This window comes from Holdemania sp. 1001095H_141210_F2, assembly GCF_015558105.1.
In the GTDB taxonomy this organism is placed as follows: Bacteria; Bacillota_I; Bacilli_A; order Erysipelotrichales; family Erysipelotrichaceae; genus Holdemania.
Genome location: NZ_JADNPO010000006.1, coordinates 40,385 through 54,805 on the forward strand (window position 1 = coordinate 40,385; position 14,421 = coordinate 54,805).

Here is a 14,421-nt window from a genome sequence, read left to right on the forward strand (position 1 = left end):
TTCCATTTATTGTAAATGATCAACCCCGGTTCTGGCTATATGTAAGTACGCTTGTTTTTCCAGCTTTGACATTTTCCGCCGTGATGAAGCGGGTGATTGAGAACTGCGCTCCGTTGGTGATCACGCAGGGAATCGTCATATCATACCCTTTCGCCTGCAGCGCTTCCCGATCGAAGTGAATCAAGGTCGTGCCGGGCTTCACTTTATCGCCTTCGCGGACGAAGCATTCGAAGCCCTTGCCCTTTTCGTTCACCGTGTCCATGCCGATGTGGATCAGAAACTCCAGGCCGTCCTCCGCGCGCAGACCAATCGCGTGCAGCGTCGGGAAGACCATCAGCACCGTGCCTTTAAACGGCGCGACGATATACTCTCCGGCAGGCACGACCGCGAAGCCGTCGCCCATCATTTTCTGACTGAACGTCGTGTCCTGCACCTGCTCGAGCGGAACGATCCGGCCATCGCAAGGAGCCAGTACCGTCGGCTCGGTTTCTTTCTTTTTCAACAAATTAAACATGGTTTTCCTCCTGCCACTGAATCAGCGCGGCCTTGATTCGTTCTAAAGCGGCGATCACCTTGGCGTCGTCCCGGTACACGCCCAGCACGATGCGCAGATGACCTTCCCCGCCCGGGCCGTAATTTTTCCCATCGTTGACGGCGACTTGAGCGTGCTTCACCAGATACTGCACGATCTGCGAGGAATCGCCCAATCGGGACACGTCCACCCAGCATAAGAAGCCGGACTGCGGCAGATCGGCGTGCACGTTGGGGATGGAATTGAGAATCTTTTCCGCAGCATGCCGGCGGACGTCGAACGCCCGTTCAAATTCCTGCATAAACGACGGATCCTCCAGAGCGGCGATCAATGCTTTCTGGCAGGCGGTGTTGGTTGCGCCCAAAACGGAAACCGCGTTGGCGTACAGCGAATCCATGATCTCATCGCCGCAGACCAGATAACCGACGCGCAAACCGCTCAAGCCCATGCCCTTGGAAAAGGAGAAGACCGTCACAGTGCGCTCAAACAACCCGTCCATGGCGGCCGGGGTGATCATTTCGTTCTCGTAACAAAAGTCTTCAAACGCCTGATCGCAGACCAGAATCAGATCGTGGCGGATCACAAAGTCCCGCAGAATTTCCAGTGACTGCCGGTTATATACGGTCGTCGTCGGATTGTTCGGATGGGTCAGCACGATCATTTTTGTTTTTTCACTGACGGTTTGTTCCAGCAGCTCTGCTTCCAGCTGATAGCCGGTTTCCGGACGCAGCGGGACGGGAACGACGCGCCCGCCCATGATTTCAATGTTCAGCGTGTTGTTGGGATAGCTGGGCGAGGGAATCAGAACTTCGTCGCCATCCTCGATAAACGGCAGGATTGCGAAATACAGACCGCTGTCCGAGCCGGGCGTGATCAGAATGTTGCGCTCAGGATCGACAAGCAGGTGATTCTTTGTTTTCAGCTTTTCCGCGATCTTCGCTTTCAGCTGGGAGGAACCGATTGGTGCGGTGTAGTGCGGCGCGGACGGATGCCGGATCGCGTCGATCAACGCCTGCTCGACGTGCTTGGGCATGGAGGCGTCCGGCATAAACGGATCAGCCCAGCCCATCAACGCGACGCCCTGTTTCTCCATTTCCTGATAGGCGCTGCCGACGTCGGCTTTTTCCACAGCGGTAAACAGACCGCCCTCGGCTTTGCGGAAAGCGGGAATCATTTTCTCTTTCATCGTGTTGTTTCCTTTCTATGAAACAGGGGCTGCCTGGCGCAGCCCTGTTCTTATCATCCATTGTAGACTATGTCCCTTTTTCCAAGGGAGCGGCAAGCTGAACCGTCGGCGTGGGAGGGACCGGCAGTTCAGCGGAAAGGGGATGGACTCAGCGGTTTTCGTCGAAGCCGAAGATGACCGTCAGCACCGCGGAGACGATAAACGAGATCGCAAACGCCGCCATGACCAGCCAGACGTTGCTCGGATTGTCGCCGAAGAACATCGCAAAGTTCAGGAACGACGGGCCGCCCATCGCATAGGCTTTCAAAGCGAAGAAGGAAGCGAATGCACCGCCGCAGGCGCCGCCGATGGCCGCAGCCATAAACGGTTTCTTAAACTTGAAATTGATGCCGTAGATCGCCGGTTCGGTAACGCCGGTCACCGCGGCGATCGTGGCGGATGCCGCAATCGTTTTGGTCTTCGGGTTCTTGGATTTCAGCCAGACGCCGAATGCCGCGCCGGCCTGCGCCATGTTCGCAGAACCGCTGGCTGGCGAAATATAGTTGAAGCCCTGCGTCGTGATGCCCTGTACCAGAACCGGAACCATGCCGTGATGAATACCCAGGACAACCATCGCAGAATAGATGCCGCCGTAGATCAGACCGGCGAAGACGCCGCCTTTTTCAAACAGAACGGTCACAACCGCCGCCAGCTGCAGGCCTACCCAGTTGGCGACCGGCCCGATTGTCATCAAGGCGATCGGCGTCGCGATTAACATCGTTAAGCACGGAACCAGAATGATCTTCAGCGCGCCCGGAATGAATTTGTCGATCATGCGTTCCACCCAGGAAGCAAACCAGATCGCAAAGACCATCGGCAGCACAGAGGACGAATAATTAACAACCGTGAACGGAATTGCCAGGAAGGAGAACGTCGTCGTACCTTCCGCGATTAAGCCGGCCCAGTTGCCCGACATCATCGCCGCGCAGATCGTCAGCGCGACGAACTGGTTCATCTTGAACTGCTTTGCGGCGGAAGCTGCTAACAAGAACGGCAGGAAGGTAAAGATCCCGTTGGCAATCGTGTTGATCACAAAGTAGGTATTGCCGGAGCTGTCCAGACCGAATACGACGGCGATCGTCAGAATGGCGCGGACTAAGCCGGCGCCGGCCAGTGCGGGAACGATTGGATTGAAGATGCCCGCAATCGTTTCAAAGAAGCCGGTTAAAAGATTTCCCTTCTTCTTTTTCAGATCGGATTTGACGTCGTCCAGATTTTCTTCGACCGCCGCTTCTTCGGAAAGACCAGTGAGTTCGATGAAATCCTTATACACGTTGGCGACGTCGGTGCCGATGACGATCTGCGTCTGTTTCCCCTTGTTGACGACGCCCATCACACCTTCGACCTGATTGAGCGCTGCTTCGTCAACCAGCGAGGTATCCTTTAAGTTCAGGCGCAGGCGGGTCATGCAGTGAGCCGCGGTGGCAATGTTGGCGGTGCCGCCGACATGCTTGAGGATGTTTTCGACCAGTTGTTTGTTTTTCATTCTGTTTTCCTCCTTATTTATGCGCTAGTATTTCGACTTCACACAAGACGCCCTTGGGAATCTCCCGCACGGCGACGCAGGAGCGGGCCGGGCAGTGGGTGAAGGTTTCGCCATAGATCTGATTGAACGCCGCGAAATCGTTCATGTCCGCTAAGAAGCATGTCGTTTTCACAACGTCGCTGACAGTCATGTCCGCTGCTTCAAGAATTGCCTGAATGTTTTTCATCACCTGCCGGGTCTGGCTTTCAATCGTGTCGCCTGCGATCTCGCCGGTTTCCGGATCGACCGGAATCTGACCGGAAGCGAATAAAAAATCGTTCAGCCGGACAGCCTGGGCATAAGGCCCGATCGCTGCCGGTGCTTTGGGTGTTGCAATCTTTTCTCTCATCTGAATCCCCCTTTTTGGTAAATTAATTTTTACACTTTCAGATTATCACTGAATAATAATTTAGTCAACTATAAATAATGAAATTATTTTTATTGATTTAACCGGTTACATGCTCTATAATGAAAATGTAAATGAAATTTAGTTCAGTAAATTGAAGAAAAGGAGTAAACCAATGAAACAACTGAAAAGCTTTCCGGAAAACTTCTTCTGGGGCGCCGCTTCGGCGGCCAACCAATGCGAAGGGGCCTGGCAGGCCGAGGGCAAGGGCGTCAGTATTTCCGACGTCATGACCAACGGCACGCATAAAGAACCGCGCCGGATCACCCCGGTGATCGACGAAGACCGCTACTTCTATCCAAGTCATGAGGCTGTCGATTTCTATCATCATTATCAAGAGGATATCGCGCTGTGCAAGGAAATGGGCTTCAATATCTTCCGCATGTCCGTCAACTGGACGCGGATTTTCCCCAACGGCAATGAAAGTGAACCCAACGAAGCCGGTCTGGCGTTCTATGACCGCGTGTTCGCCGAGCTGAAAGCGGCGGGGATCGAGCCGCTGGTTACGATCTATCACAATGAAAACCCGTTCGCGCTGACGCAGGAATGCAACGGCTGGGCCGACCGGCGCTGCATCGACTATTATCTGAATTTCTGCCGGGTTCTGTTTGAGCGTTACAAAGACGTCGTCAAATACTGGATTCCGTTTAATGAAATCAACTGCCTGACGACCAAGCTGGGCAACTGGAATCATGCCGGCATCCTCAACGAAGGCACGGAGTTCTTCACCGATCAGGTCGATAACCCGAACCTGCGGTTTGCCGCGCTGCATCATCAGTTTGTCGCCAGCGCCCGGGCGGTGAAGCTGGGCAAAGCGATCAATCCGGATTTCCAGTTCGGCACGATGATCTGCCATATCACGGTGTATCCGCTGACGTGCAATCCGGATGACGTGCTGATGACCCAGCAGGAAGACCTGATGCGCAACTGCTTCAGCGGCGACGTGCAGGTCAAGGGTGTTTATCCTTATTATATAAAGCGTTACTTTGAACGCCACGGGATTGAATTTGAGATCACTCAACAGGATTTAAAGGAGCTGCGCGAGGGCACGGTGGATTTCTATTCGTTCAGCTATTACATGTCCAACTGCATCAGCTCGGATCCGACCAGTGCGCAGGTGTCCGGCAACGTCATGGGTGGGGCGAAGAACCCGTATTTAACCGCGACGGAGTGGGACTGGCAGATCGATCCGAAAGGACTGCGCTACACGCTGAACCATATTTATGATCGGTATGGCATTCCGGTCATGGTAACGGAAAACGGTCTGGGCGCCCGCGACACGCTGACGGCGGACGGTAAGATTCATGATGCTTACCGGATTGACTATCTGCGTCAGCACATCGAGCAGATGCGGCTGGCGATCGACGACGGGGTAGAGCTGATCGGCTATACGCCATGGTCGACGATGGATCTGGTCAGCGTATCTACCGGCGAGATGGAGAAGCGCTATGGATTCATCTATGTCGATAAGGACAACGAAGGCCGCGGCGATCTGAAGCGGTACCGCAAGGACAGCTTCTTCTGGTATAAAAAGGTCATTGAAACCAACGGCGAGGATCTGGATTAAGCTTCATTATCTATGGAAAAGGAGTCTTTCCGCCATGAATATTCATGGGGAAAGGCTCCTTTTCTAACGATATTATACCGGGTTTTAAGCTCGTTTTTAGTGAAGAAATCAAGGAAAAGTAAAAAAATCGCAAGTCAGGACAGGATTAAACCATTCAGGGAAAAGCAGGATGAAGAAAAAGGCGTCTGGAAGATCATTCCTTTCTTCTCAACCCCATTTCTCAGACAGGATTGAAAAAAGGAGTTCCGGCCGTAAATTCCAATCTTTCCAAGTCAGGAAAAGCGCTTAACCAAGGCGAAAATTAAGAAATTTAGGATTGCTTTTGCGATGGGGCTATGCTAAGATATATAAGCACTTACTTTGGACACGCCAAGGGGTCCAAGGCGGAAGGAGAGTAATTATGAAAAAAGGAATTCATCCAAACTACCATAAGGTCACAGTCACCTGCACAACTTGCGGCAACACGTTTGAAACGGGTTCAGTCAAAGACGATATCCGCGTCGATACCTGCTCAAACTGCCATCCGTTCTTCACAGGAAGACAGCGTTTCGCAGCGGCTCAGGGCCGGATCGAAAAGTTCAATCAGAAGTACGGATTGAAGAAATAACAACGCGAAAAAGGATAAGGAGCGCAAGCCCCTTATTTTTTTCTGATTTGGGGGCCATGGGATTCTTTCGATGATGGGATTTTAAAAAGAATGAGGGGGAGCGTTGATGTTAGCGATGTTCAGCGGGGCACTGTTTGTCCTCGCACTGATCTATGGGTTGTTTTTAATGATTAAGGATCGGAATGTAACGAAGAAAAAGTTGAAAAGGATGACGGACAATCGCTTGTTGACAGCTGTCAGCAACTGGCTGTTTCATTATTATCGCGAAGGTCTGGAAGAACCGGAACTGCTCGTGCAGATTCCGGATGTTCACCGGCATGTTCTGACCCTGCCGATCGTCAACGAGGAAATCGGCTGCGGCGGCGTCCCTCAGCTGTTGGCGAATCATGGCATGGACATGTTAATTTATGGCAAAGAAGCGGCTGAAGCCTGGGGTCTAACTTTCTATGCCGAGGCGCTGAAGGAAGCGATCCGGCGCAGCGCTGCGGATCCGGGAAACGTGGCGGAAGGGCTGTATGATGATCTGGAAAGCGAGATTTATACGCCGGAACATCAGGCGGAGTATCAGAAGACGCTGCTTCGCGTCATCCATGAAAATATTGATTCTTTCGGCTTTTAACCGTTGTCCAAGGGTGGAAAGTAGACATCAATTCCTGTACAATAGGAAAGGATAAATAAAACAAAGACCATGACGGAAGAAGAGGAGCGGAATTATGATGTATCATCAATACCGCCCGGGATATGTGGAAGTCATTTCCGGGTGTATGTTTGCGGGAAAAACAGAAGAATTGATCCGGCGTATCAAGGTGCTGGAATTTGCGAAGAAAAAAGTGCTGGTGTTTAAGCCGGCGATTGATAACCGGTACAGCGAAACCAAAGTCGTTTCCCATGCCGGAAGCGAAGTCGACAGCATCGTGATCCGGGAAGCGAAGGAAATTCTGAACTATGTCGACGATTCGGTCGATGTGATCGCGATCGACGAGGTTCAGTTCTTCGATGAAGATATTATAGAAATCTGCGATTACTACGCGAAAAAAGGCAAGCGGGTGATGGCGGCCGGCCTGGATATGGATTTCAAGGGCGAACCGTTCGGCGTGATGCCGATTTTGATCACCAAGGCGGAATTTGTCACGAAGCTGACGGCCGTCTGTACGATCTGCGGTGCTCCGGCGACCCGCACGCAGCGTTTAGTCAATGGCGAACCGGCCAATTACGATGATCCGATCATTCTGGTCGGCGCGTCGGAAAGCTATGAAGCGCGCTGCCGGCACTGCCACCAGATTAAAAACAAGCCGTCCCATCTGGGGCTGGACCATGACTGAAGCGCTGAAAAAGTGGATCGCACCGAAAGATTTCTATAAAAAAGTATTTCTGATTTCCGTTCCGCTGGCCTTGCAGCAGCTGCTCAACAGCGCGATGGGGATCGCCGACAGTATGATGGTTTCCTGGATTGGTCAGGTGACCGCCGTCGGCACTGCGGCCCAGATTGAAAATCTGATGATGACGGTGGGCTTCGGCGTCGCCAGCGGCGCGGGGATCTTCATGTCGCAGTTCTTCGGCAAGCAGGATTTGAAAAGTGAGAAAAAGGCGTTCGGTCTGGGCGTGATCCTGAGCCTGATCAACGCGCTGGTCTGGATGGCGGCTTCGGTTTTCTTCGGCCGTCAGCTGATGCACTTTTACATTCCGGATCCGACGGTCATCGAATCCGCGCTGCAGTATCTGATGATCGCGATGATCTCCTATCTGCCGGGGGCACTGATCACAATGTTCTCGTTCGCTTACCGTTGCATACAGAAAACGCATGTGCCGATGTTGATCGGCCTTGTCAGCATGGCGGTGAATATCGTCCTGAACTACTGCCTGATCTTCGGACACTTCGGATTTCCGCAGATGGGGGTGCAGGGCGCGGCGCTGGCGACGCTGATCGCGCAGACGACGGGTCTGGTGATTCATATCGTCTACGCTTATAAATCAAAGCAGTCGTTCATCGGAACGCCGCGGGAAATGTTCGCGCTCAGCTCGGACTTTGTCCAGCCGATCTTACGCCGGGCGTATCCGTTAGTGCTGAATGAATTATTTTTCGGTTTCGGCAATACTTTATATATCCGCGCCTTCGGGCGCTTGGGCACCGAAGCGATGGACGCTTACTATGTCGGCAACCAGATCTCCAACATGTTCTTCTTTATCGTCCAGGGCTTAAACAGCGCCAACGGTGCAATTCTGGGCGCTTCGTTGGGGCAGGGCGATCTGGAGCTGGCAAAACGGCAGGGAAACTGGTTTGTGGCGCTGGCCGTCGTCTTGTCGGCCGTGTCGTCGCTGTTGATTCTGGGCTTCGCTCATCCGATGGTCGATCTGTTCGGCTTGCAGAACGCGAACGTGATTCAGGAAGCGGTGCTGATCGTCCGGATTTTCTCGATCCGGATCTCGCTGCGGATGTTCAATGTGCTGGTGTTCTCGGCGCTGCGGGCCGGCGGGGATTCCAAATTCCTGGCGTTTCTGGATGCGGGAATCATGTGGATCGTCGGCCTGCCGCTGGCCTTCATTCTGGTTGAAGGCTTGCATTTCACAAGCATTGCGCTGGTCTTCCTGATCATTCAGGTGGAACAGCTGGTACGCATGGTCATCGGCTTAAAGCGTTACTTTAAGGGCGCGTGGCTGATTGATTTAACGCAGGAAGTAAAAACTGCATAAGGAGGGTAAATAATGGATGCAATGATGAAACGGCTTCAGTCGATTGAAGAACGTTACAATGAAATCAACGAGGAAATGATGTCTCCGGAAATTGTTTCCGATCCGAAACGGCTGGCGAAGCTGGGCAAGGAACAGGCTTCGCTGAAACAATCCGTGGAGGCTTACGAGGAATTAAAGGGCCTGAATTCGCATATCGAGCAGGCGGAGGAAATGGCGAAGGAACATGATCCGGAGCTGAAGGAAATGGCGCAGATGGAGCTGGAAGAACTGCTTCCCAAGAAAGAAGCGCTGATCGCGAAGATCGAAGTGCTGCTGATCCCGAAGGATCCCAACGACGATCACGACTGTATCGTGGAAATCCGCGGCGCAGCCGGAGGCGACGAAGGAAATATTTTCGCCGGCGATCTGTATCGGATGTATGTACGGTATGCGGAAACGCAGGGCTGGAAAATCCAGGTGCTGGAAATGAGCGAATCGGAAGCTGGCGGCTTCTCCATGATTTCATTTCTGGTCAAGGGCGACGAGGTGTACCGTCAGCTGAAATTTGAATCCGGCGCGCATCGCGTGCAGCGGGTGCCGAAGACGGAGACTCAGGGGCGGATTCATACGTCGACAGCGACCGTCCTGGTGCTGCCGGACGCGGAGGAAACGGATATTGAGATCGATCCTGCGGATCTGACTTTTGAAACACACCGGGCTTCCGGCGCCGGCGGGCAGCATATCAACAAGACTGATTCTGCGGTCCGGATCGTGCATGTGCCGACTGGAATTACAGTCAACTGTCAGGAAGGCCGTTCCCAGCATGAAAACCGTGAAACCGCGCTGCGCTTAATCCGCGCGCGGGTCTTTGAAGAACTCAATCGTCAGAAAGAGGAAGAAGAAGGCGCAGTCCGGCGGGCGAAAATCGGAACGGGCGACCGTTCGGAAAAGATCCGGACTTACAACTATCCGCAGAACCGCGTGACCGATCATCGGATCGGCTTTACGATCAACCAGCTGGACCGGATTATGGAAGGGAAGCTGGACGACGTGATTGCGGCGCTGCTGGCGGAAGAACAGCGGCAGAAGCTGGCGGGCGAAAATAATGCCTAGTTTCCGCGAGCTGATTCACGAAGCGCTGCCGTTATTGGAACAGGCGCAGATTCCGCAGGAAACGGCGCAGGTATTTCTGTTGGAGCTAAGCCAGAAGGAAAGCTACGATCTGTATCTGCATTATGAGGACGAAGCGCCGGCGGAGCTGGTCGAACAATATCAGGCAGGGATGAAGCGGATTCTGAAACAGGAACCGATGCAGTATGTCCTGGGCTATTCCTGGTTTTATGGCTATCGGTTAAAGGTCAATGAAAATGTCCTGATCCCCCGTCCGGAAACGGAAGAGCTGGTGGCGAATATCCTGGCGGATCTGGATGAATATTTCGCGGATGTGGAAACGATCGACGCGGTGGATATCGGTACCGGCAGCGGCGCGATCGCGCTGTCGCTGGCCAAGGAAGAACCGAAAATCCGCATGAGCGCTACCGACATCAGCGCGGAAGCAGTGGAAGTGGCGAAAGCGAACGCCGCGAGCTTAGGCGTCGACGTGAAGTTTCTGATCGGCGATATGGCGCAGCCGGTGATCGACGCGGGAATGAAGGTCGATCTTCTGATCTGCAATCCGCCGTACATTCCGCAGGAGGAAACACTGGAAGCTTCGGTCAAGGATTATGAACCGCATGTCGCGTTGTTTGGCGGCGAAGATGGCTTGAAGTTCTACCGTCAGGTCTTTGCGGCCGCGCCGCAGGTGCTGAAGGACAGAGCGATGATGGCGTTTGAAATTGGCTGGAATCAGAAAGCGGCGCTGTTGGCGGAGGTCAGAAAAACCTTCGGCGATGTGCGCGCCGAGGTGGTCAAGGACATCAATGGCAAGGACCGGATGTTGTTCGTCTACTTCAATCTGTAAGCTTGTGCTGTGCAAGATCCTGGTATAAAAATGGAAAATCCGTCCATCCTGAAAGCAACAGGAAGGGCGGGTTTTTTATGAAGAAGCTGATGGTAATGATGAGTCTATGTTTGTTCTGTTCTCTTTGTACGATCGTTGGAGAAACGGAAGAAGTTCGATTTCAGATTCAGGCGGATTCCCGTGTTCATGAGGAAGCCGGCCTGAAAAATCAGATTTATGCAGTGTACTCCGAGTTAACTGACGGCGTGGACACAGAGTCCCGCCCGGTGATCGTCGCTCAGAATATCAAACGATTTGAAGTGAACGAGGACATCCGTGCGGAATATCAGAATAATATCGTGGTGATCACGCAGGGGGACGGCAAAGGCAGCCTGATCCATGGCAGCTTCGATGCGTTCAGCTGCGGACGCCCGGTGAAACCGAAATCCTGGATAGCGGAACTATTCGGACATGAATAATCAATTCAGGTTTATCGAGGAGCTTAAACGCATTTGTGTTCAAGAAAGCGCAGACATGAGCGCGTTATTAAAAAGATTAAAAAGAAATAAAACAATTTTATTGAGAGGTCTATTGCCCAAAGATGAATCGACGGTAAACACATTTAACGAATCTATTTTCCAAAAATGAATATTTTTCAGAATTGGAAAATAGGATGATTTTCTCTTCAGGTTAAAGTTGATCGCAAGGGGATTTACAAACTTGATTTTTCAAGATATGATAAATAGGCTCATAGAGTAGGAAGGAACAGGGACTGAGGTCGTTTCTTCCGTTTTTTTATGGCTTTAAGGAAGAGAGTTACTATGATTAAATAGAATCCGCAAGGATTGTCTGGAAGAACTTTTCGTTTACAATGGAAGCATGACGTAAAGTGTGTTATGAATCACAACAAGCGGTATCCAGGAACGCGGTATGAAGAAAGAGAAGTAAAACTCAAACGAAGGTAGAGGACAGAATGAAAAAAACAGGTTTGATCGTCTTACTCCTGCTCTGTTATGGCTGCGCCGCTGAAGTGCAGGAGAATCCTCGATCCACAGTGGATCCTGAACCGATGATATCCAGCACTCCCGATACTGTCAGCGGAGATACTTATTTTGAAGAAAATCCTAAAGCTGGAAATGCCGTCTTCGTATGTCATCAATGGAAAGAAAATAAGATTGACGATCGTTTCAGTCTGCCTGAAGGTGAATCCGTTTTTTTAAGAGACAGTCTCGTTTTCATTTTGTATCCTTCAGAAAATGATTTTGCCCGACTTCACATAACAAGCCGAATGGAAACCGAATATGATAAATGGCTGGATGGTGAATATCGGTCATCAGGCGATCATATTTATAAATTTTCTGTGAGCTATGCCAGTCCGAAGCGCTATGGGTTTGATGGTCCTGAGTCCTACAATGACTTTGCTACTGAAGGGGAAGTGTTCTCCGGTTATTTTATGATTGAAGAAAATACATTGTACTACTTAGGAGATTCCGAAGATTTCTCAAATTATCGAAATTATCCGGCTTGTGATACCAAGCAAGAGTGGTCTTTCTGACGTTGGATTGAGGATAGAACAAATGGAACTGACCGACGTTCAAAATGAATCCGCTGGTTATCGGTTCACGCTGTTGAAGATGAACAAGTCATCCGCTGGGAATAGACCGGCGGATTTGTTTTATTCGGTTTGAAAGGCGGAAATCAAAAATATCCGTTTTCTGTTTTGAGCGAAAGACTTAACATTAAGGAATTTTATGGTATAACTTTCTCATCAGGTTCTAAAGGAGGAATCGAAATGATTTTACTGACTTCACCCGTTCAAGTGGGGCATTTGCGCTTAAAAAACCGGCTGGTCATGCCGCCGATGGCGACGTCCAAGGCGGAAAACGGCAAGGTTACGCCGGAATTGATTCACTACTATCAGGAAAAATCCGCAGGCGGCGCACTGGGCTTGATCATCATGGAACACAGCTTTATTTCGGCGGAAGGGCAGGCCAGCGCAAACCAGACGTCGATTTCCAGCGATGAGGATATCGTGGGATTGCGCGAATTGACAGCGGCGATTCACGCTAACGGTTCGCCGGTATTCGCTCAGCTCAATCATGCCGGAAGCGCGGCGAAAGAAGAAGTTACCGGCTATGTCCCGTTAGCGCCCAGCGTGGTCAAACATCCCAAGGCGAAAGACGAATGCCTGCCCAAAGCCATGACAGCGCAGGATCTTGAAAAAGTGATCGCTGATTTTAAGGAAGCTGCCCGCCGGGCCCAGGCCGCCGGCTTTGACGGCGTGGAAATCCACTCGGCCCACGGCTATCTGCTCAACCAGTTTTATTCGCCGCTGACCAACCGGAGAACGGACGACTACGGAGGCTCGCTGGAAAACCGGATTCGCCTGCATTGTCAGATCATCGAAGCGATCCGCAGTCAGGTTGGTGCGGAGTATCCGCTGGCACTGCGGTTAGGCGCGTGCGAGGGGCTTGAAAACGGAAGTACGCTGGCAGACGCAATATCCGCATGCGCGGCATTTGAAAAAGCCGGCGTTGATCTGATCGACATCACCGGCGGCTTAGGCGGTTATGTTCGTCCGGGCCACAGCGAACAAGGCTATTTTCAGGACTATTCCGCCGCGATAAAACAGTCGGTTTCGATTCCCGTGCTGCTGACGGGCGGAATCACGGAAGTCTCGGCCGCGGAGGCGCTCTTGCAAAGCAGGAAGGCCGATCTGATCGGCGTCGGCCGGGCGATCCTCAAGGATTCCGGCTGGGCAAAAAAGGCAATCTCCGCTTTCTTATAAAACCATGAAGTTCTTAACCGCTTAATTCGTAAGATTTTTCCATCCTTTGTCCGCAAAGTACAGAATTGGAAAAATCTTTTTCTTGTCCGCGCCGAAATTTTTGACTGCGGAAATTTCTTTTCCGTTTCAGATCAGGCCGGCTGAAAAAACGCACGATCGGTATGAACAACTTTCGTTGTATAATGATAGCAAACGGGCCTCGGAAATCAACGGCGCCCAGGAAAAAGGGAGATGTGGTTATGCTTGTTGAAATTACAGAAACCTGTCGTCAAACAGAAAATTTGAACTACCCCTGTGAACATCTGACCGTCGGCTTTATCAGTGAAGAACAGCTGCAAGCGCTGGCCCGACAGGCCGGACTGCATCTGCCGATCCCCACGGAAAGGGAATCCCTGATGCGCAACGCCGTCAGCGTCAGCGAGAATGCCTTCTGGTGCGTGCTGCATCTGATCAATCCCGGTCAGATTCTGGGACAACGGGATAAGATCGGCCTGTTGATTGTAAAAAACTGTTTTTTAGTCGTCGATCTGTTCGACGAAGACGACAGCACCGGCGAAGCCGTCAATCGCATGCTTCAGTCGCTGCAGCCAAAGAAAGCGACGCTGCCGCGGTTGGTCACCGGCTTCTTTCGGGAGATTCTGATACAGGATCCGGATATTCATGAAGATCTGGAAACACGGATCGACACGTTGGAAAAAGAAGTGTTCGACGCCAGAGCGCCGCACTTTCGGCAGCAGACTCTCCAGTTGGGCAAAGAGCTGCTGACGCTGAACCGCTATTATGATCAGCTGATCAACATCAACGATCATCTGGAAGAAAACAGCAACGACTTGTTCGCCGAGGACGAGCTGCGCAGCTTCACACTGTTAAACGATCGAATCCTCCGCTATCGCGACAATGTGCAGCTGCTGCGCGACCGCCTGACCCAGACGCAGCAATCCTATCAGGCCCAGCTGGACTATCAGCTGAACAAGTCGATGAAGACGCTGTCGTTAGTCACGACGATCTGCCTGCCTTTGTCGCTGATCGCCGGCTGGTATGGTATGAACTTTACGGCGATGCCGGAATTGAAATGGCGCTATGGCTATCTCTATGTGATCGGATTGAGCGCGGCGGTCGTCAGTCTGGTGATCGTTCTGTTAAAACACAAAAAAGGGTAGAG

The 14,421-nt window shown here is 51.8% G+C and carries 15 protein-coding genes; 11 read left to right on the forward strand and 4 right to left on the reverse strand.

The window, feature by feature from the left end; all coding sequences use genetic code 11:
• Positions 1-19: 19 nt before the first annotated feature.
• From I2G61_RS05535 to I2G61_RS05550, 4 genes are all read right to left on the reverse strand, one after another.
• The gene (locus I2G61_RS05535; RefSeq protein WP_195548028.1) at positions 20-514 is read right to left on the reverse strand and encodes a PTS glucose transporter subunit IIA; all 495 of its coding nucleotides are present in this window, start codon (positions 512-514) and stop codon (positions 20-22) included.
• On the reverse strand, positions 507-1,718 hold the full coding sequence (locus tag I2G61_RS05540) for a pyridoxal phosphate-dependent aminotransferase (RefSeq protein WP_195548029.1): 1,212 nt from the start codon (positions 1,716-1,718) through the stop codon (positions 507-509). The genes I2G61_RS05535 and I2G61_RS05540 overlap by 8 nt, the downstream gene beginning before the upstream one ends.
• A 148-nt stretch (positions 1,719-1,866) precedes the next feature.
• On the reverse strand, positions 1,867-3,243 hold the full coding sequence (locus I2G61_RS05545) for a PTS transporter subunit EIIC (protein ID WP_195548030.1): 1,377 nt from the start codon (positions 3,241-3,243) through the stop codon (positions 1,867-1,869).
• A gap of 13 nt (positions 3,244-3,256) precedes the next feature.
• A complete protein-coding gene (locus I2G61_RS05550; protein WP_006058241.1) occupies positions 3,257-3,631 on the reverse strand; it encodes a RidA family protein in 375 nt (124 codons plus the stop codon).
• A 172-nt stretch (positions 3,632-3,803) separates the two neighbouring features.
• Between I2G61_RS05550 and I2G61_RS05555 the strand changes: the two genes are divergently transcribed.
• The 11 genes from I2G61_RS05555 to I2G61_RS05605 all read left to right on the forward strand — a co-directional run bounded on the left by I2G61_RS05555 (position 3,804) and on the right by I2G61_RS05605 (position 14,419).
• Positions 3,804-5,255, forward strand: coding sequence for a glycoside hydrolase family 1 protein (locus tag I2G61_RS05555; protein WP_072683184.1), 1,452 nt, complete (start codon positions 3,804-3,806; stop codon positions 5,253-5,255).
• A gap of 400 nt (positions 5,256-5,655) precedes the next feature.
• Positions 5,656-5,862, forward strand: coding sequence for a 50S ribosomal protein L31 (gene rpmE / locus I2G61_RS05560; protein ID WP_072683185.1), 207 nt, complete (start codon positions 5,656-5,658; stop codon positions 5,860-5,862).
• Between the two features lie 106 nt (positions 5,863-5,968).
• Entirely contained in the window at positions 5,969-6,481 is a 513-nt protein-coding gene (locus tag I2G61_RS05565) for a hypothetical protein (protein ID WP_072683186.1), read from the forward strand.
• A 97-nt stretch (positions 6,482-6,578) separates the two neighbouring features.
• Positions 6,579-7,184 (forward strand): thymidine kinase, encoded by a 606-nt coding sequence (locus tag I2G61_RS05570; protein ID WP_039864017.1) that lies wholly within the window; start codon positions 6,579-6,581, stop codon positions 7,182-7,184.
• Positions 7,177-8,553, forward strand: a complete 1,377-nt coding sequence (locus I2G61_RS05575; protein ID WP_195548031.1) for an MATE family efflux transporter — start codon at positions 7,177-7,179, stop codon at positions 8,551-8,553. Before I2G61_RS05570 ends, I2G61_RS05575 begins: the two co-directional genes overlap by 8 nt.
• A gap of 12 nt (positions 8,554-8,565) precedes the next feature.
• Entirely contained in the window at positions 8,566-9,645 is a 1,080-nt protein-coding gene (gene prfA, locus I2G61_RS05580; protein ID WP_072683188.1) for a peptide chain release factor 1, read from the forward strand.
• Positions 9,638-10,492: a peptide chain release factor N(5)-glutamine methyltransferase gene (gene prmC, locus I2G61_RS05585; protein ID WP_072683189.1), complete on the forward strand. Its 855-nt coding sequence runs from the start codon at positions 9,638-9,640 to the stop codon at positions 10,490-10,492. The genes prfA and prmC overlap by 8 nt, the downstream gene beginning before the upstream one ends.
• Before the next feature lie 77 nt (positions 10,493-10,569).
• Positions 10,570-10,950 carry a hypothetical protein gene (locus I2G61_RS05590; RefSeq protein WP_072683190.1) on the forward strand — a complete coding sequence of 127 codons (381 nt, stop codon included), beginning with the start codon at positions 10,570-10,572 and terminating at the stop codon, positions 10,948-10,950.
• A 494-nt stretch (positions 10,951-11,444) separates the two neighbouring features.
• Positions 11,445-12,026, forward strand: a complete 582-nt coding sequence (locus I2G61_RS05595) for a hypothetical protein (RefSeq protein WP_195548032.1) — start codon at positions 11,445-11,447, stop codon at positions 12,024-12,026.
• Between the two features lie 237 nt (positions 12,027-12,263).
• Positions 12,264-13,259, forward strand: coding sequence for an NADH:flavin oxidoreductase (locus I2G61_RS05600; RefSeq protein WP_072683192.1), 996 nt, complete (start codon positions 12,264-12,266; stop codon positions 13,257-13,259).
• A 239-nt stretch (positions 13,260-13,498) separates the two neighbouring features.
• Positions 13,499-14,419 (forward strand): CorA family divalent cation transporter, encoded by a 921-nt coding sequence (locus tag I2G61_RS05605; RefSeq protein ID WP_072683193.1) that lies wholly within the window; start codon positions 13,499-13,501, stop codon positions 14,417-14,419.
• Positions 14,420-14,421: the final 2 nt, after the last annotated feature.

Coding starts and splice junctions, on each gene's coding strand:
- I2G61_RS05535 (WP_195548028.1), bottom strand. CDS start 514: ATGTTTAATTTGTTGAAAAAGAAAGAAACCGAGCCGACGGTACTGGCT.
- I2G61_RS05540 (WP_195548029.1), bottom strand. CDS start 1,718: ATGAAAGAGAAAATGATTCCCGCTTTCCGCAAAGCCGAGGGCGGTCTG.
- I2G61_RS05545 (WP_195548030.1), bottom strand. CDS start 3,243: ATGAAAAACAAACAACTGGTCGAAAACATCCTCAAGCATGTCGGCGGC.
- I2G61_RS05550 (WP_006058241.1), bottom strand. CDS start 3,631: ATGAGAGAAAAGATTGCAACACCCAAAGCACCGGCAGCGATCGGGCCT.
- I2G61_RS05555 (WP_072683184.1), top strand. CDS start 3,804: ATGAAACAACTGAAAAGCTTTCCGGAAAACTTCTTCTGGGGCGCCGCT.
- rpmE (WP_072683185.1), top strand. CDS start 5,656: ATGAAAAAAGGAATTCATCCAAACTACCATAAGGTCACAGTCACCTGC.
- I2G61_RS05565 (WP_072683186.1), top strand. CDS start 5,969: ATGTTAGCGATGTTCAGCGGGGCACTGTTTGTCCTCGCACTGATCTAT.
- I2G61_RS05570 (WP_039864017.1), top strand. CDS start 6,579: ATGTATCATCAATACCGCCCGGGATATGTGGAAGTCATTTCCGGGTGT.
- I2G61_RS05575 (WP_195548031.1), top strand. CDS start 7,177: ATGACTGAAGCGCTGAAAAAGTGGATCGCACCGAAAGATTTCTATAAA.
- prfA (WP_072683188.1), top strand. CDS start 8,566: ATGGATGCAATGATGAAACGGCTTCAGTCGATTGAAGAACGTTACAAT.
- prmC (WP_072683189.1), top strand. CDS start 9,638: ATGCCTAGTTTCCGCGAGCTGATTCACGAAGCGCTGCCGTTATTGGAA.
- I2G61_RS05590 (WP_072683190.1), top strand. CDS start 10,570: ATGAAGAAGCTGATGGTAATGATGAGTCTATGTTTGTTCTGTTCTCTT.
- I2G61_RS05595 (WP_195548032.1), top strand. CDS start 11,445: ATGAAAAAAACAGGTTTGATCGTCTTACTCCTGCTCTGTTATGGCTGC.
- I2G61_RS05600 (WP_072683192.1), top strand. CDS start 12,264: ATGATTTTACTGACTTCACCCGTTCAAGTGGGGCATTTGCGCTTAAAA.
- I2G61_RS05605 (WP_072683193.1), top strand. CDS start 13,499: ATGCTTGTTGAAATTACAGAAACCTGTCGTCAAACAGAAAATTTGAAC.